Source organism: Mammaliicoccus sp. B-M6, assembly GCF_022386965.1.
Classification (GTDB): domain Bacteria; phylum Bacillota; class Bacilli; order Staphylococcales; family Staphylococcaceae; genus Mammaliicoccus; species Mammaliicoccus sciuri_A.
The window spans coordinates 16,526-34,977 of record NZ_JAJNHJ010000011.1; the positions used below are offsets into that span (position 1 = coordinate 16,526).

General features: G+C 32.6%; 15 protein-coding genes and 1 other annotated feature. Of the genes, 5 read left to right on the forward strand and 10 right to left on the reverse strand.

Annotated features, from left to right (window positions below; translation table 11 throughout):
• Window positions 1-28 precede the first annotated feature (28 nt).
• From LQ693_RS05820 to LQ693_RS05830, 3 genes are all read right to left on the reverse strand, one after another.
• On the reverse strand, window positions 29-562 hold the full coding sequence (locus LQ693_RS05820; protein WP_107565172.1) for a hypothetical protein: 534 nt from the start codon (window positions 560-562) through the stop codon (window positions 29-31).
• A 144-nt stretch (window positions 563-706) separates the two neighbouring features.
• Complete coding sequence (locus LQ693_RS05825; protein ID WP_103361548.1) at window positions 707-1,822, reverse strand: HAD family hydrolase; 1,116 nt, start codon at window positions 1,820-1,822, stop codon at window positions 707-709.
• Window positions 1,823-1,976: 154 nt separating this feature from the next.
• Window positions 1,977-2,606 (reverse strand): lysophospholipid acyltransferase family protein, encoded by a 630-nt coding sequence (locus LQ693_RS05830; RefSeq protein WP_025905520.1) that lies wholly within the window; start codon window positions 2,604-2,606, stop codon window positions 1,977-1,979.
• A 167-nt stretch (window positions 2,607-2,773) separates the two neighbouring features.
• On the opposite strand from LQ693_RS05830, the gene LQ693_RS05835 reads away from it, so the two are divergent.
• Window positions 2,774-4,030 (forward strand): S1C family serine protease, encoded by a 1,257-nt coding sequence (locus tag LQ693_RS05835; protein ID WP_107565171.1) that lies wholly within the window; start codon window positions 2,774-2,776, stop codon window positions 4,028-4,030.
• Window positions 4,031-4,089: 59 nt separating this feature from the next.
• Here the strand turns inward: LQ693_RS05835 and LQ693_RS05840 are convergent, their stop codons facing one another.
• From LQ693_RS05840 to tyrS, 3 genes are all read right to left on the reverse strand, one after another.
• Window positions 4,090-4,929 carry a TPM domain-containing protein gene (locus LQ693_RS05840; RefSeq protein ID WP_049318640.1) on the reverse strand — a complete coding sequence of 280 codons (840 nt, stop codon included), beginning with the start codon at window positions 4,927-4,929 and terminating at the stop codon, window positions 4,090-4,092.
• Window positions 4,929-5,507 carry a LemA family protein gene (locus tag LQ693_RS05845; RefSeq protein WP_049318639.1) on the reverse strand — a complete coding sequence of 193 codons (579 nt, stop codon included), beginning with the start codon at window positions 5,505-5,507 and terminating at the stop codon, window positions 4,929-4,931. The genes LQ693_RS05840 and LQ693_RS05845 overlap by 1 nt, the downstream gene beginning before the upstream one ends.
• 120 nt (window positions 5,508-5,627) lie before the next feature.
• Window positions 5,628-6,890, reverse strand: a complete 1,263-nt coding sequence (gene tyrS / locus LQ693_RS05850; protein ID WP_103361687.1) for a tyrosine--tRNA ligase — start codon at window positions 6,888-6,890, stop codon at window positions 5,628-5,630.
• 50 nt (window positions 6,891-6,940) lie between these two features.
• Window positions 6,941-7,134, reverse strand: a binding site (T-box leader).
• A 100-nt stretch (window positions 7,135-7,234) separates the two neighbouring features.
• Between tyrS and LQ693_RS05855 the strand changes: the two genes are divergently transcribed.
• Entirely contained in the window at window positions 7,235-9,691 is a 2,457-nt protein-coding gene (locus LQ693_RS05855) for a transglycosylase domain-containing protein (protein ID WP_107565170.1), read from the forward strand.
• An 80-nt stretch (window positions 9,692-9,771) separates the two neighbouring features.
• On the opposite strand, the gene LQ693_RS05860 is transcribed toward LQ693_RS05855, so the two are convergent.
• Both LQ693_RS05860 and acsA read right to left on the reverse strand, forming a co-directional pair.
• Window positions 9,772-11,439, reverse strand: a complete 1,668-nt coding sequence (locus LQ693_RS05860; protein ID WP_107565177.1) for a formate--tetrahydrofolate ligase — start codon at window positions 11,437-11,439, stop codon at window positions 9,772-9,774.
• Between the two features lie 165 nt (window positions 11,440-11,604).
• Window positions 11,605-13,317, reverse strand: a complete 1,713-nt coding sequence (gene acsA / locus LQ693_RS05865; RefSeq protein ID WP_025905292.1) for an acetate--CoA ligase — start codon at window positions 13,315-13,317, stop codon at window positions 11,605-11,607.
• Between the two features lie 149 nt (window positions 13,318-13,466).
• Between acsA and LQ693_RS05870 the strand changes: the two genes are divergently transcribed.
• From LQ693_RS05870 to LQ693_RS05880, 3 genes are read left to right on the forward strand one after another with little or no spacing between them, the layout of a single operon-like run.
• Window positions 13,467-14,102 carry a GNAT family N-acetyltransferase gene (locus tag LQ693_RS05870; RefSeq protein ID WP_025905291.1) on the forward strand — a complete coding sequence of 212 codons (636 nt, stop codon included), beginning with the start codon at window positions 13,467-13,469 and terminating at the stop codon, window positions 14,100-14,102.
• Window positions 14,103-14,117: 15 nt separating this feature from the next.
• Window positions 14,118-14,762, forward strand: a complete 645-nt coding sequence (locus LQ693_RS05875) for a CBS and ACT domain-containing protein (RefSeq protein ID WP_025905290.1) — start codon at window positions 14,118-14,120, stop codon at window positions 14,760-14,762.
• The gene (locus LQ693_RS05880; RefSeq protein WP_025905289.1) at window positions 14,755-15,900 is read left to right on the forward strand and encodes an acetoin utilization protein AcuC; all 1,146 of its coding nucleotides are present in this window, start codon (window positions 14,755-14,757) and stop codon (window positions 15,898-15,900) included. The genes LQ693_RS05875 and LQ693_RS05880 overlap by 8 nt, the downstream gene beginning before the upstream one ends.
• 53 nt (window positions 15,901-15,953) lie before the next feature.
• On the opposite strand, the gene ccpA is transcribed toward LQ693_RS05880, so the two are convergent.
• Both ccpA and LQ693_RS05890 read right to left on the reverse strand, forming a co-directional pair.
• A complete protein-coding gene (gene ccpA / locus LQ693_RS05885; protein ID WP_025905288.1) occupies window positions 15,954-16,943 on the reverse strand; it encodes a catabolite control protein A in 990 nt (329 codons plus the stop codon).
• 259 nt (window positions 16,944-17,202) lie between these two features.
• On the reverse strand, window positions 17,203-18,282 hold the full coding sequence (locus LQ693_RS05890; RefSeq protein WP_103361691.1) for a bifunctional 3-deoxy-7-phosphoheptulonate synthase/chorismate mutase: 1,080 nt from the start codon (window positions 18,280-18,282) through the stop codon (window positions 17,203-17,205).
• Between the last annotated feature and the right edge of the window lie 170 nt (window positions 18,283-18,452).

The following is an 18,452-nucleotide window of genomic DNA, read 5'->3' on the forward strand; positions in this document are numbered from 1 at the left end:
ACTAACACGTGGTTTTTATTATGCATATTTAACTAACAAATCCTTTGAGTACGAGTCTTGCTCGATTGTTGTTCATTTCATGAATATCATAGTACATTAAGATATGTAACCTTAAATCATTAATCAATTTTTCTTCAGATGATTTACCAATACTTTTCACTTTGCCTACAATCCATAAAATAAATGACGTTAAAACAGTTTGGGATACATCTTTCATATATTGCTGATCATGAGAGATATCAGATTGCTTAATATCATTAATCAAACTATAGACCTCTTTACTCACTATAAATTCTTTAGGGCTCGTATCAATCACAATCTTTAGTTCTTCGACAGTTTGTGCTTTATAAAGTGTCCCCTTTTCTTTAATTTGCACTAATTCATTTCTAGTACTGTCATAGCTTAAATTAAGGAACTGAGCGATCTCTTTTATTAAATCATCACTATACGAATTAGGATCTTGTTTATTGAGTTTAGAAATTTTCTTATGAGAGAACCCAGTTTGCCTTATAAAGTGGTTTCTATCAGCATCATGATTTTTAAATAAAATATCAATATACATTATTCCAACCACCATTTGCTTTTCAAAATTTTATTCACACTCTTATTATACAATATTTGTAAGTAAATATTGTAATGAAATCTTATAAAATGTTTATTTATCAAAAAATCCCACAAATCTTTGATGATTTGAGGGATTATCAATTTATAATAATACGTTTCTAATATCTAATACGTTATCTACAATATAATCAGCATCATAATCTTCTAGCTCTGCTCTTGCAGACTGACCTTTTAATCCAGTAAGTGTGCCTATAAATGTTGCACCTGTTTTTTGTGCACTCAATAAATCAGCTAATGAATCACCTACTATATATATATCTTGCTCACTAAACACTTGTTCTTGTTTTTTTATATAAGTTAAATAGTTCTCTGGGTCATTTCCACCATTCGCTATTAAATAGCTAAATGGATTTGGTTTACCGAGTGGTTTAAATTCTGGATATGTTGTTTCTGCTTTAAGAACTTCTGATGCTGTTCCAATATGGAATTCATCAAATTGTTTTAACCAACCGATTGTTTCAAATGGAACGATTGTTTCTGTTCTTGGTCTACCTGTAGCAATACCGATTTGATATCCTGCTGCTTTCAAATCTTCTAGCAATTGTGTCACTTCATCCACATCAGCTAACACTACTTCTTCTTTTATATAACCATTTTTAAAAGTTGTACGAGGTGTCTTATGTTCAACTTCTTGATATAGCTCAGTACCTAAGTACCATTCTTGATATACTTCTTGTGCTACATCCCAGAACTTACTTTTCAGTTCAAAAATTGAAGCATCTTCTACATTTAGTTCTTCTTGAGCAAAAGCGATAAGATCATGATAAATATTTTCTTTACCGGAAGTCGCTTTAGATAAAAATCGACGAGGAGTTTCTATATTTATCTCTTTACCTACTATTTGTTGAGCATAATTTTTCAAAGTATTGTCGTCAAAGTTAACGTTACTCAAGTCAAGATTTTTAGCTTTTGCTTGCTTTAACAATTCAATTAAATGTGTACTAATCACAATAAAAAGCATATCCCAGTTAGAATTTAAACCTAAAGACTTAAGTTGATTCAGAATTTGATCATCAATAAATATGTCTTTTCTAATTTGTTTAATATCTTGTTCTTCTAATGTTTCTATGTCTACTGTTCCTTTTAAGTTTAAAAAAGCTTCACTATGTAAAATTTCATAAACTGTTAAAGCAGAAACGTCAAAACATCTTTCTTCACTTAAAAAAACACCGTCTACATCAAATAATACTTGTTTCATATTATGCCTCCATTTTTTGAACATTCTGATTATAATTTTAGCATAGATTATTACTGAATACAGTAGTATTACAACATAAGATAAATGAAAACGTTTTAGTTTATAATACAAAAAAATCTTACAAGCAAATGATCGCTTGTAAAATTTTATAATGTTATTTTTGTCTAGATTTCTGAGCGATATACGTCACTTCTTTTTGTAAAGTATTCGTTCTTTCTTCTAATAAAGTCATAATTTTAGCGATTTTTTCACTTTTCTTCATATCACTTGGAAAGTCGTTTGGATCAATCGGATCACCAAATTTAATAAATGACTTTTGTCTAAATCCAAAAATTGATTTAACTTGTTTAGGTCCTTCAAAAGCAGCTGGTACAATTGGTTTGTTACTTAATACAGCAATCGTTGCAGCCCCTCTTTTTAATGGTGCTTCTCCTGTTTCTGCTCTATGACCAGATGGGAAAATTCCAACACTTTTACCTTCATTTAATAACTTAACAGGTATTTTCAAAGTACTTGGACCTGGTTTTTCTCTATCAACTGGAAATGCATTCAATGAATGAAAGAACTTATCTGACCAGTCTTTCGAAAATAATTCCTTTTTAGCCATATAATTAATTTCTGTAGGATATAAACTTAAAGCTAACATGATAACTTCTACATATCCTGTATGTGTACACGTAACGATATAAGGTTCATCAGGAACTTTCTCTTTGTTAATTGCTACAATTTGTTTCCCGAATTTTTGAAAAATAGTATGTAAAACTGTACTCGCAAATTTATACATTTAATGACCACTCTCTTCTTAATGATATACATATTCTATCATTGTCGTACTTACGTAACAAGTTTTCATACAAAATATTGTAACAATTTAAAACAACCATATTATTAGCTTTTTAAAGGAATTTCTATAATAATTATTTTATGGACAGTGTTTAAGGAGGCAATACAATGGATCAAAATCAAAATGAGGATCAACAAAATATTAATAAGACAACTTCAAATGGTTACTATTACAAACAAAAAAATAAAATCCCTTGGTATCAAAGTTGTCTTATCCCATTTATTTCTGGTATTTTAGGTGCGGTCTTAATACTCGCCTTATATATCGGCGGGACTAAAATAGTAGATGTGTTTAGCAATTATAATGATGAAGCAAATATTACAAAAGCACCAGCTAATGAAAAAGGTGGCAATATTAAAGATAATAAATCAAGCAACAAATCCGTTTCTAAAATGATTGAAGATGTTTCACCTTCAATTGTAGGCGTTATTAACAAACAAAAAGCAAGCGGACTAGAATCATTTTTCGGTGGTAACAATTCTGAGGATTCAGACGGATCTGGTGATTCAGAAGAAACGGGAACAGGTACAGGCGTGATTTATCAATCTAATGGTAATAGTACTTACATCGTAACGAACAACCATGTTATAGAAGGTGCAAATGAAATAGAAATTCGCCTTCATAATGATAAATCAGTGAAAGCCAAACTTGTCGGTACAGATGTTATGACTGACTTAGCAGTATTAAAAATAGAAGGCAATTATAATATTGAACCAATTAAATTTGCCGATTCATCTAAAGTTAAAGCTGGTGAAACAGTATTTGCTTTAGGTAACCCATTAGGTGTAGAATTTGCAAACAGTGTGACTCAAGGTATTATTTCTTCAGAAGAACGTACGATGAATGTACAAACTTCTCAAGGTGTTACAGAAGCAACAGTTATTCAAACAGATGCTGCCATAAACCCAGGTAACTCAGGTGGCGCATTAATCGACTTAAACGGTAACCTTATCGGAATTAACTCAATGAAAATTTCAAGATCAGATGTAGAAGGTATCGGCTTTGCAATACCAAGTAATGAAGTAAACAATATCATTAAAGATATAATGGATGACGGTAAAGTAACACGACCTTATATCGGTATCAGCATGATCTCAATAGATGATATACCAAATCAATATAAGAAAGAATTAAATCTCACAACAGATAAAGGTGTTTACATTTCTGAAGTAGATAAAAAAGCAGACAACGGACTTAAAAAAGATGATGTCATCACTAAAGTAGACGATAAAGATGTATCAGACGTTTCTGATATTAAAAATTATATCTACAATGAGAAAAAACCAGGTGACAAAATCACAATCAAATATATTAGAGACGGTAAAACACATACAACAAAAATCACATTGAAAGAACAAAACTAATTCAAAAAAGCATGCAACTCATATCGAGTTGCATGCTTTTTCTATATACATATTACAAACTAAAAGCCTCTACCTGCGCCTCCGCCAGAGAAGCCGCCTCCTCCGCCGAAGCCACCTCCGGAGAATCCGCCACCAGAACTACCTGATGAACCTCCAAAGATAAATGGTCCAGTCATACCACGTCTTGTACCTCTTCTATTTCCACCTCTTGGAGGTCTACCGCCTCCATTTTTGAAGTAAATAATGAAGAAAACAATAATAAATATGATAAAGATGATAAATGGTATTTTTCCTAATCCACTACTTTGTGGTTCGTCTTCTGTGAACTTCTTACCATCGTATCCGTAACTTTTAGCTACTTCATCCCACACTGCATCATATAAATTTGTTAAACCTTGACTGTAATAAGCATTTGCTTTTTTACTATCTTTAGTTTGAGAAGCTTTCTTTTGATAAGGCATAAATTTAGAATCAATCAATTCCCCAACTTTAGAGTCGTTAAGGACACCTTCAAGTCCATCTCCAACTGCTATATCAATACCTCTATTATTATTCTCATTACCGTTATCCATATTTAAAAGAATAACAATACCTCGATTATGCTTTTGGTCGCCAACTTTATAGTGTCGCCCCGCTTCTAATGCATAATCTTGGCGAGGTGTTTGACCTATTGATTTCATCGTCATTAACAAGATATCTGCATCTGTTCCGTCTTGTAATTTTTGACCTTTTTGATTAATTTTGTCTTTATCTTGATCAGTCATTAATTTAGCATGATCTTGTACAAATACAGGCTGTTCTAACTTAGGAAATTTATCATCAGCTGCATGTACGACATAACTTAGTGAAAAAAAGCTAACAATAAGCAAGACACAAAATCGTTTAAACATTGATTTCATTAAGATTCGTCTCCGCCAAAGTCAACTTTTGGTGCATCTTTAGCTTCACCTTTGGCTTGGAAATATTCTTTCTTATCAAAATTAAACAATCCTGCTACGATACTAGATGGGAATCTACGAGTAGCTTGATTATATTCATTAATAGATTCATTATAATCTTTTCTAGCTACTGCAATTCTATTCTCAGTACCAGCTAATTCGTCTCTTAATCCTGTAAATTGCTTATCTGCTTTTAAATCTGGATAATTTTCACTGATAGCAAGTAAACGACTTAACGCACTATTAACTTCACCATTTGCTTCTGCTTTTTCTTCTGGCGTATTCGCACCTGCTAATTTACTACGTGCATCTGATACATCTTTGAATACTTTTTCTTCGTGTTTCGTATAACCTTTAACTGTATCAACTAAGTTAGGAATTAAGTCAACACGTCTTTGAAGCTGATTATCAATATTAGATAATGACTTATCCGCTTCTTCTTCAAGTCCAACTAATCTATTGTATGGACCGATCATAAATAAGCCAATAATAACAATTACTGCTACAACAACAATAATTGGTCCTAAATATTTTTTCATTAAATGTCTCCCTTTCTTTTTATAAATAAATGGTCTTCTTTATTATACAATAAATACCATATGTATGCGAAAAAAGACTGAGACAAACATCATTGCCTCAGCCATTATAGCTCATAAATATTAAACGTATTTAACCATTGTGTATTTCTTCTTACCTCTTCTAACAATTGTAAATTCGTCATCTATTTTATCTTCGCTTGAAATCTCGTGGTTAACATCTTGAATACGTTCACCGTTTAAGTAAATTGCACCATTTGTGATATCTTCACGTGCTTGTCGTTTTGAAGGTGAAACACCTGCTTCAATAATAAAGTCAACAAGTTGTACAGTTTCAGAACTTACTTCAGCTGTTGGCACATCTTTAAAACCTTCTACGATTTCTGATTTTGTTAATGATTTAATATCGCCTTTAAATAGTGCATCTGTAATTCTTTTAGCTTCTTCTACAGCTTCTTCACCATGTATAAAGCGAACCATTTCTTCAGCTAATACTTTTTGAGCTTCTCTTAAATGAGGTGCTTCTTCAACTGTTTTTTCAAGTCTTTCAATTTCTTCTCTATCAAGGAAAGTAAAGTATTTCAAGTATTTCACAACATCAGCATCTTGTGAATTAATCCAGAATTGGTATAACTCGTAAGCTGACGTTTTACTTCTATCTAACCATACAGTACCTGATTCAGATTTACCGAATTTTTTACCGTCTGCTTTTGTAACAAGTGGAATTGTGAAACCATAAGCTTCAGTGTCACCGTACATTCTTCTCATTAAATCTAATCCTGTCGTGATGTTACCCCATTGGTCTGAACCACCAATTTGCATTTTACAATCGTAATTACGGTTTAAGTATCCGAAATCAATGGCTTGTAAAATCATGTACGTAAACTCAGTGTATGAAATACCTGTTTCTAATCTCGTCTTAACAGAATCTTTCGCTAACATGTAGTTTACACCCACGTGTTTAGCGTAATCTCTTAAGAATGAAATTAAATCTATTTCTTTTAACCAATCTTTATTGTTAACAAGAATCGCTGAGTCTTCACCTTCAAAATCAAATATTTTATGCATTTGATTCATGATTCCTCTTACATTAGCTTCAACTTGTTCATCAGTTTGTAATTTTCTTTCTTCTGAACGACCTGATGGATCTCCAATCATACCTGTACCACCACCGACTAAGACGATTGGTGTATGACCATGGTTTTGGAAACGACGTAGTGTTAAATATGGTAATAAATGCCCAATGTGCAAACTATCAGCTGTAGGATCTGCACCACAATATATTTTAACTGACTCTCTATTTAATAAGTCTTCAATTTCTTGTTCATCAGTTTGTTGATAAATTAAACCTCTCCATTTTAAATCTTCTAAAAGTTCATTTGTCATTATATTTTCCTCCTCTAAAATAGAATATAAAAAAGCACCCTCACAAAAAATGTAAGGGTGCTTGAATACACGGTACCACCATACTTATGACGTAAATTCATACATCATCACTCTTTAATGTTACGTACATTAAAAACGTTGAACTTGTTGTTATAAAGGTGTATTCATCATTATCACTTTATCAGTTCGCAGCACCACTGACTCTCTTAAAAAGAAAATAATCACTACTTCTCCTTTAGTTCATTACCTTATGCAATTAATTACAAAGTATAATGCTAACTTTTTTAAAAGTCAACACTAAACATATATGTTATAATATTGATGATTAGATTGGAGGTAAAAATTTGAGTTCAAATCAGTCTAAAAACAAACTTAAAGAACAATTTAATCGTTCAAGTAAGAAATATAAAGATACTTTTAAAGAAACAAAATGGTCCCCAAAACTCATATTCCATACTACATACAATGTAATAAGCAATTTATTTTTCATTATTGTATTTATTAGTTGTTTATTATTAGCTTTAGGATTGGGTATTGGTGGCGGATACTTCGCAGGACTTGTCAAAGATGAAAAAGTAATGTCTAAAAAAGAAATGAAGCAACAACTTTATTCAATGACAGAAAGCACATCTGTTTATTTTGGTTCTGGAGAGTCACTTGGTCGATTAAAAAGTGATGTCCAAAGGGATGTTATTAAAGGGAAAGACATAAGTAAGAATGTTAAAAATGCACTTATATCAACAGAAGATGAAGACTTCTATAACCATAATGGTATTGTACCTAAAGCTTTTATAAGAGCATCAGTACAAGAAGTACTTGGTAGTGCTAATTCTTCTGGCGGGAGTACATTAACGCAACAACTTGTTAAGAACCAACTTTTAACTAATGAAACATCATTTGAACGTAAAGCTAAAGAAATGCTACTTTCAATGAATGTTGAAAAGAACTTATCAAAAGAAGAAATTATTGATAGTTACTTAAACGTCGTTTCATTCGGAAGAAATTCAAATGGTTCTAATATAGCGGGTATTGAAGCCGCTGCTCAAGGTGTATTTGGTAAATCAGCTAAGAATTTAAACATCGCACAATCTGCGTATCTTGCTGGATTACCACAGAATCCTTACACATACACACCTTTCTTACCGAATGGTGATTTGAAAGATGATGAATCCTTGAAATACGGCATCAATCGTCAACACTATGTTCTGAAAAGAATGTACCAAGAAGAAAAAATTACGAAAAAAGAATACGATGAAGCATTAAAATTCGACATCAAGAAATCATTTGTTGATAAAGTTGAAGAACCTAATCAGAAATATCCATTCTTAACGGAAGAAGTTGAAAAACGTACTGTTGATATCCTTAAATATCATTTAGCTAAAGAAGATAATATTTCTAAGAAAGAACTTGATCAAACGCCAGTTCTTATGACGAAATATACTGAAAAAGCTAATCAAGCTATGCGAACTGAAGGTTACCGTGTAGATACAACGATTGAAAAAGATATGTACGATAAACTTCAAGAAGTTAAAGATAATTCTGGTAGCTACTCTTGGGATAGAGAAGCAAGTTATACAAACAGTGAAGGTAAAAAAGCTTCTAAAGAGTTCCAACATGAAGTCGGTGCATTATTAAAAGAAAATCAATCTGGTAAAATTCTAGCGTTCGTTGGTGGTAGAGATTACGAAAAATCACAAATCAATCACGCAACAAGTGCTAAACGTTCACCAGGTTCAACAATGAAACCATTACTCACATATGCACCAGCATTTGAAAATGGATTAATCACACCAAACACTGCCCTACTGGATAAAAAATTCGACTTCCAAGGTTATTCTCCTGATAACTACGATAGAAGAGAATTTGGTCCGGTAACAGCAGATTATGCATTAAGAAACTCTTTAAACTTAAGTACTTTAAGATTGTATAGTAATGTTCAAGATTACAAACCATGGGAAAACTTAAATAAAATGGGTATGACCGTACCTAAAGATATCCAAGATGGTTTAGCCTTAACACTTGGTACAGCAGACTTCACATTAGAACAAGATGTGAATGGTTACAGTACTTTAGCTAATAAAGGTGAATATAATGAAAGTTATATGATTGAATCTATTAAATCACGAGATGGTGAAGTGATTTATCAACACAAAAAAGATCCTAAACGTATCTTTAGTGAATCAACAACATATTTAACAACAAGTATTTTAGAAGGTGTTCTTGATGACGGTTCAGGTTACCAAATTAAGAATTCATTTGACGGTAACTGGGCTGGTAAAACGGGTACATCACAAGATGCTAAAGATAGCTTGTTTGTAGGCTATACACCAAAAGTTACACTAGGTATTTGGATGGGTTATGACCAACCAATAACATTTGATGAAGACAGTCATTATCAATTATTTATGTGGAGAGATATGGTTAATGCATTATCTTCTACAGATAGAGAAAAATTAGGATACGATAGTGAATTCTCTAGACCTAGCACAGTTAAAGAAGACACAATTTGCCAATACACAAATTCTACAGGAAGCTGTAGCAGTGGTGAATCTAAATCTTCTACATTAATATCTGACAAAGTCGATACTTCGAATAAAGATATTAATTCTGACTATGTATTAAAACGACTAGGACAAGCAATTGATACAAACACATCATCAAAAGTTAAACCAAAAGAACGTGTATCTAAAAATTCTAAAGAAGCTTGGTCATATAAATCAAGCAGTAATAATAGTAGTTCAAACAGCAATAGCAAGCCATCCAGTGGTACAAGCACCGCACCACCAAGTGGCAATAATTAGATAAACTTTCTAGTTCAAAATAAATAACACCTCATTTTCAGTGAAAATGAGGTGTTATTTTTTGTTGAATTATATTCTATTTAGAATAATCCTACTGCAGAACCGTCTTCGTTAACATCCATATTTAATGCTGCTGGTTTCTTTGGTAAACCTGGCATTGTCATGATGTCCCCTGTTAATGCTACGATAAATCCTGCGCCAGTTCTTGGTGATAATTCTCTAATTGTTATATCAAAGTCTACTGGTGCACCAAGTTCTTTTGGATCGTCTGTAAATGAATATTGTGTTTTTGCCATACATACTGGGTATTTATCCCACCCGTTTTCTTTAATTGTCTTCAATTGTTTTAAGGCTTTGTCACTGAATTTAACAGATCTTCCGCCGTATACTTTCTGAACAATAGTTTCTATTTTTTCTTCTATAGATAAGTCCAAGTCATAAAGATGTTTAAATGATTGTGGTGTTTCTAATACTTTTAATACTTCTTTAGCAAGTTCGACGCCACCTGCTCCACCTTTTTCCCAAACTTTTGTTAAAGCTACTTTTACGTTATTTTCTTTACACCAATCTAAGACAACTTGTACTTCATCATCTGTATCGTGAATAAACGCATTAATTGCTACAACAGGCTCAACGCCAAACTGTTTAATGTTATTGACGTGTCTTTCTAAGTTTACGATACCTTGTTGAACAGCTTGAACATTCTCTTCTTTTAGATCTGTTTTTGCTACACCGCCATGCATTTTTAACGCACGAATAGTTGCGACTATAACAACTGCACTTGGATCAAATCCAGCTTTACGTGTTTTGATATTTAAAAACTTCTCGGCACCTAAATCTGAACCAAATCCACTTTCTGTTACAACTATATCCGCTAACTTTCTAGCAGTATTCGTTGCAATAATTGAATTACATCCATGCGCAATATTCGCAAAAGGTCCACCATGTACTAATGCAGGCGTGCCTTCTATCGTTTGTACGATATTAGGTTTTAGCGCGTCTTTTAAAATAAGCGTTAAAGCACCTTCTACTTTTAAATCACGAACCGTTACGGGTTGTTTATCGACATTATAGCCAATAGTAATATTAGCTAGATTTTCTTTTAGATCTTTAATGCCGTTTGATAAACAGAATATAGCCATTATTTCAGATGCAACTGTGATATCAAAACCATCTTCTCTTGGTACACCTCTTGTTGGACCACCTAAACCAACTACAACTTGACGTAACTCTCTATCATTCATATCAAGTACACGTTTCCATTCAACACGTCTAGAATCAATATTAAGTTCGTTACCTTGATAGATGTGATTATCGATAAATGCTGACAACGCATTGTTTGCAGTCGTTATCGCGTGTAAGTCACCATTAAAATGTAAATTGATTTCTTCCATTGGTAAAACTTGTGCATAACCACCACCTGTTGCGCCGCCTTTCATACCAAATACAGGTCCAAGTGATGGCTCTCTTAATGCGACCATTACATTTTGATTAAGTTGATTAAAGGCATCTGCTAATCCAACCGTTACCGTTGATTTACCTTCACCAGCTGGAGTTGGACTTAAAGCTGTTACAAGTACAACTTTACCTTTTTCCTCTAGATCATTTAGCTTTGTAATATCAACTTTTCCTTTATAGTGACCATAAGGTTCCAAAGCTTCATGAGAAATCCCCACCTTCTCAGCTATTTCACTAATTGGTCTTAAAGTACTTTGTTTTGCAATTTCTAAATCTGATAAATGACTCAACATCGTTCACTCCTTAAATTTATATTACAAATTAAATATTAAATGACATATCCTAACACTATTAGGATATACAATTCACTCATAAAAGTCGATATGTAAGCTACTTTTATTCAAATTTCCCGTAAAAAAGATCACGCCAATTATATGACGTGAACTTTATTTAATTTAATCTTCAAGCGTAGATAAGTCACCTGCTGGTAAATCTAATTCCCAAGCTTTAAGTACACGTCTCATAATTTTACCTGAACGTGTCTTCGGTAATTTATCTTTAAATTCAATTTCACGAGGTGCTGCATGTCCAGCTAATCCTTCTTTAACAAACTTTCTAATTTCTTCTTTAAGTTCGTCTGATTCTTCATAGCCATCTCTTAAAGCAATAAAAGCTTTAATAATTTCACCTCTTACTGGGTCAGGTTTACCGATAACACCCGCTTCAGCAACAGCTGGATGTTCAACGAGTTTAGATTCAACTTCAAATGGACCTACACGTTCACCAGCAGTCATGATGACATCATCAACTCTACCTTGGAACCAGTAATAACCATCTTCATCTTTATATGCAGAATCTCCTGAAACATACCATTCATCATTGATAAAGTAAGAATCATATTTAGGCTGATTATTCCAAATTGTTCTCATCATTGATGGCCAACCTTTTTTAAGGGCTAAGTTACCCATTCTATTCGGTGGTAATTCATTACCTTGATCATCTACAATTGCTGCTTCAATACCTGGTAAAGGTTTACCCATTGAACCAGCACGTATATCCATAGATGGATAGTTTACAATCATATGTCCACCTGTTTCAGTCATCCACCATGTATCATGTACTCTATGATTAAATACGTTATGTGCCCATTTAATAACTTCAGGGTTTAACGGTTCACCTACTGAAAGCACATGTCTTAATGATGAAAGATCATATTTACTAACAACATCATCGCCAGCACCCATTAACATACGTAGTGCAGTTGGCGCAGTATACCAAATCGTTACGCCATATGTTTGAATAAAGTCATACCAGCCTTCTGGTGAGAATCTTCCACCGACGATACAGTTTGTAACACCATTTAACCATGGACTAAAGATACCGTATGATGTGCCAGTTACCCAACCTGGGTCAGCTGTACACCAATAAACGTCATCTTCTTTAAAGTCTAATACATATTTACCAGATATATAATGTACAATCATAGCCTCTTGAACATGTAATACACCTTTAGGTTGTCCTGTAGAACCTGATGTATAATGTAAGATCAAACCATCTTCTCTATCTAACCATTCAATATCAAATTCTTCACTTGCTTGCTCAAATGATTGATTGAAATCAATATATTCATCACTTACTTCGTCATCTACAACGACAATATGTTCAAGGTTTGGTAATTCATCTTTCGGAATTCTACCAACTAAATCGTTCGTTGTAATGATAACTTTAGCTTCACTATTTTCTAATCTGTCTTTAACTGCTTTTTCCATAAAGGCTTCGAATAATGGACCTACAATAGCCCCAATCTTCAAAGTACCTAATAAAGAGAAATATAATTCAGGTGTTCTCGGCATAAATATAAATACTCTATCACCTTTTTGTACATTCGCTTCATTTTTCAAGACATTTGCAGCTTTATTACTCGCGATTTGTAATTCTTTAAATGTATAACTATCTTGTCTATTGCTATCTTTATAATGAAGTGCAATTTTGTCCCCTTTACCATTATCTACATGACGATCTATACATTCGTAAGCCATATTTATTTTTCCAGTTTCACTCCAACTGAAATTCTTTTCGATATCTTTCCAATTATGATTTTTTACTGTTTCATCATAATCAGCAAGGTTATAAGAATCATTTAATGCTTCGTATACTTCGACTTTCATTTAAATCTCCCCTTTTATGAATGTAATCGTTTTCAATAAAGCCTATTTACATTATAATATAAATAGATGATACTTTTCAAAAAAATTTGATTATTCAAAATACATATTACAAATATAGAATATCATACTTAATGAAAGGAGGTACAACATTGGAATTCAAGAAGACTTTTATATCTGAAACTGTCCCCTATGATAAAGACACAGACATTATCGTTGAAGGACCTGTACATCCAGATGAATTACGAAATATGACTTTTGATGAAGGACTCAATAGTTTTAGAGTATCTAAAGAACAATTTGAAGCCATTATTGAAATTGCAGAATTACCTGAAGGAAGAATAATTATTGCACGTATTGATCAACATATTATTGGTTATACGACATACTTATACCCTGACCCATTAGAGAGATGGTCTGATGGTAATTTACCGTATATTCTAGAATTAGGTGCTATTGAATTGTCATTAGATTATCGTAAATATGGTCTAGGTAAAAAAATGCTTCAACTTGCTATGAAAGCACCTGAAATGGAAGATTTCATCGTCATTACAACTGAATATTATTGGCATTGGGACCTTAAAAACAGTGGTTTAGATGTTTATCAATATCAGAAAATCATGAATAAAATGATGGCTGAAGGTGGATTAGAAGTGTTTGCAACAGACGACCCTGAAATTATTAGTCATCCAGCAAATAGCTTAATGGCAAGGATTGGACAAAATATTCAACAAGAACAAATGGAAGCATTTGATAAGCTCAGATTTATGAATAGATTTTTCTTTTAGAGGGGGTTTAAATTTATGTTAGTTGAAAAAATTATGACATCACCTTGTACGACAATACAAAGTGATAAATCTATTGAAGATGCTTTAGTATTAATGACACAAAAAGAAATTAGACATTTACCGATTGTTGATGAAGAAGATCATTTACTCGGTATTATTTCTGATAGGGATATAAAAATGGCTCTGCCAAGCATATTATCTGATGACGAGCCTAACAAAAGTTTGTCATTGTCTGTTTCAAAAATAATGAGACGTAATGTGATACGTTGTCATCCACTTGATTTTGTAGAAGATATTGCACTAGATTTTTATGAAATGTCTATCGGGTCAATTCCAGTTATTCGAGATAATAAAGTAATTGGTATCGTAACCCAAAAAGACATGCTCAATACATTTTTAGAACTTACTGGTGTGACTATGCCCGGTTCTATTATTGAAGTACATATTGATGATAAAGTTGGCGCACTGCATGATATTACAAGAATATTTAAAGAACAAAATATTGATATTTTAAACGTTCTAGCATATGCAGATCAACAAGATATTAGCAAGAGATACCTGATGTTACGAGTGAAATCAATGAATCCAGAGAAGATATACAAATTATTAGAAGAACAAGATTACCATGTCATCTATCCGTTTGGTATAAAAAATGACTAATGCTAAATATGTATATTCTGAAGATTTATTGAAATATCGTTTTTCAGATAGTCACCCTTTCAATCAAATGAGACTTAAATTAACAACTGATTTACTCTTTGATTTAGGTGTATTAACAGAAGCACATATTATTCCACCTCGGGTAGCGACTGATGAAGAACTTCAACTCGTACATGAACCAAATTATATAGAAGCTATTAAAAAAGCTGGCAATGGTGAATTACCATTAGAAGAATATGATAAATACGGATTAAATTCTGAAGACACGCCACAATTTGTAAATATGCATGAAAATAGTGCACGTGTTGTTGGTGGGACTTTAAGTGCAGTAGATGCCGTTATGACTGGAGAAGCAACAAGAGCATGCCATCTTGGTGGTGGCTTACATCATGGCTTCAAAGGAAAAGCGAGCGGATTTTGTATATATAATGACAGTGCAGTTGCCATCCAATACATGCAATCAAAGTATAATCAACGCATCTTATATATCGATACAGACGCTCATCATGGCGATGGCGTACAATGGTCATTTTATACAAATGAAGATGTCATGAACTATTCTATACATGAAACAGGTCGATACTTATTTCCAGGCACTGGCGCCTTAACAGAACGCGGTGATGGTAAAGGATTTGGAACGACTGTCAATGTGCCATTAGATGCTTATACAGAAGACGATTCATACATAGACGTCTTTAAAGATACAGTAGAAGCCGTTTGTAAAGCATATAAACCAGATGTCATACTGAGTGTAAATGGTGTTGATATACATTACTTAGATCCACTCACACATTTGAGCTGTACACTTGATACATTGTATAAAATACCTTATATCGTTAAAGGTTTAGCAGACAAATATTGTGATGGCAAAATCATTATGATTGGTGGCGGTGGATATAATATATGGCGCGTTGTACCTAGAGCGTGGTCACATGTATGGTTTGCATTAAATGACCTACAAACACCTGAAGGCTCACTACCAGATTCATGGTTACAAAAATACCAACCACACGCACCATTACCACTACCTTCAACTTGGGTAGATGAAAAAGAAGACTATACTGAAATACCAAGAAGAACAGAAATAACTGAAAAAAATAATAATACTAAATTAAGAATATTAGACTGGTTTAATTAAATATTAAAAAAGAAGACTGACACAATTGATATGTTTCAGTCTTCTTTTTACTATTATTTAGTTGTACCTCTATATTCAACTCTATAAGGTAAAATCACATTCGGTTCATCAATTTGTTCGTCATTCATATATTTAGTTAATAATCTCATACCAACTGCACCAATATCATATAATGGTTGTGTCACACTTGATAATTGAGGTCTAACCATATGAACTAATCTTGTATTATTGAAACTTACAACTTGTAAATCATTTGGTACATTAACGCCTGCATCTTGTGCTGCGTGTACAATACCAATTGCTTGTTCATCACTAATACATAAAATAACATCCGGCTTATCTTGAGAAACAGCCTCATAAGCACGGCTACCATCTTTATATGTTTCATTACCAACAAATTTAGCATTGTCTTCGATTTCAAGGCCAGCTTCTTGAAGTGCAAGTTCTAATCCTTTAAAAGCATCATCCTGTGCTTTTTCTGAATATCCTCCACCTACAAATGCAAATTTCTTAGCACCTTTCTTGATCAATGATTCAGCAATTTCTTTACTAGCTTCTGTATAGTTAATGTTAACTGAAGCAAGTTTAGAATCTTTGTCATTCGTACCTGATACGACTACTGGTACTGATGATTTATCAATAAGGTCTACTGTTTCATCTGTTAAAGTACCACCTAAGAAAATGATACCGTCAACTTGTTTACTTAATAAATTATTAAATATCTCTTGTTCTTTTTCACTATCATTATCAGAATTTGAAATGATTGTATGATATTTATACATAGTGGCAATATCTTCTAATCCACGAGCTAATTCAGAATAATAAACATTAGAAATGTCAGGAATAATTACCCCAACAGTTGTTGTTTTCTTACTTGCTAAACCTCTAGCTACAGCATTAGGTCTATAATTTAATCTTTTAATGACTTCATTTACTTTATCACGTGTTGAAGGTTTAACATTTTGGTTACCATTCACGACACGTGAAACTGTTGCCATTGATACTTTTGCTTCTCTTGCAACATCATATATTGTTACAGTCATAATATCCTCCTATCTTGAAAACGTTTTCTACTTTATTCTAGCACGTTTTCATAATGTTTTCAAAGTATATGAAAGCGAACTCACAATTACCAATTATAAAAGATTATAGAGGTGTTGTCGATACAATTGCTCTAATATTTTTGGTTTTTGTGTAAATTGTAAATAGTTTTTCAGAAAACAAACGAACATATGTTAATTTACAACATAAAAAACTGGCGAAAAGTTATGATAACTTTTCGCCAGTTAATGTATATGAATATTATTTTTCGTATAATTTAGCAGCTTCAACGATTTCTTTGTAGAATGCATCAAATTCGTTTAAGTCCATTTGTTGACCAGCATCACTTAATGCTACTGATGGATCAGGATGTACTTCTGCCATTACACCGTCAGCTCCAACTGCTAATGCAGCTTTAGCACATGGTAACATAATATCTTTACGTCCAGTACTATGCGTAACGTCTACCATAACTGGAAGATGTGTACCTTGTTTTAAAATTGGAACTGCTGAAATATCTAATGTGTTTCTTGTAGCTTTTTCATATGTTCTAATACCACGTTCACATAAGATAATGTTATTGTTACCTTGTGAGTGAATGTATTCTGCAGCGTAGATGAATTCTTCGATAGTTGCAGAAAGACCACGTTTTAATAAGATAGGTTTATTTGTTTTACCTGCTTCTTTTAATAACTCAAAGTTTTGCATGTTTCTTGCACCAATTTGGAATACATCTAAGTATTCATCAGCCATTTCAAAGTGTGCAGGATTTACAATTTCACTTACGATATTTAAACCGTATTTATCTTTAGTATTTTTAAGAATTTTTAATCCTTCTTCACCTAAACCTTGGAAGTCATAAGGAGAAGTACGTGGTTTAAATGCGCCACCTCTAATGAATTTTTCGCCTCTATCAGCTAAATCTTTCGCAACTGCATCAACTTGTTCTTGTGATTCTACAGAACATGGACCGAATACGAATGATTTTTTATTATTACCAATGATTGCACCATTGTCGAATTGTACAATAGTATCTTCTGGTTTTAATTTACGAGAAACATATAAATGTTTTTCATTTTCAGATTTTTGTAAGTCAGTAGAAGCTTTAAAGATCTCTTTAAATAATTGCTTAATAGTATTGTCGTTATATGGTCCTTGGTTATTATCAATTAAATGATTTAACATTTCTTTTTCACGTTGTGGATCATATACTTGAGTACCTTGTTTACGTTTTTCTTCACCAATTTTTTTAGCTAAAGTACCACGTTCTTGTAATAAAGCTAAAATTTCATCATTAATACCTTCAATTCTTTTTCTTAAATTCTCTAATTCATTTGACATCCTTTTCACCTCATGTAAACAATTTAACTCACATACTTTAAAGCGATAAAATATATAAGTAATTAGATGTTAGTATAACAATTAAAATGCTCTGATTCAACCCCAACATCTCAAAAATATTAAAATTTATTACTAATCAGACTAATAAAGTATATTTTAATTTATAATGG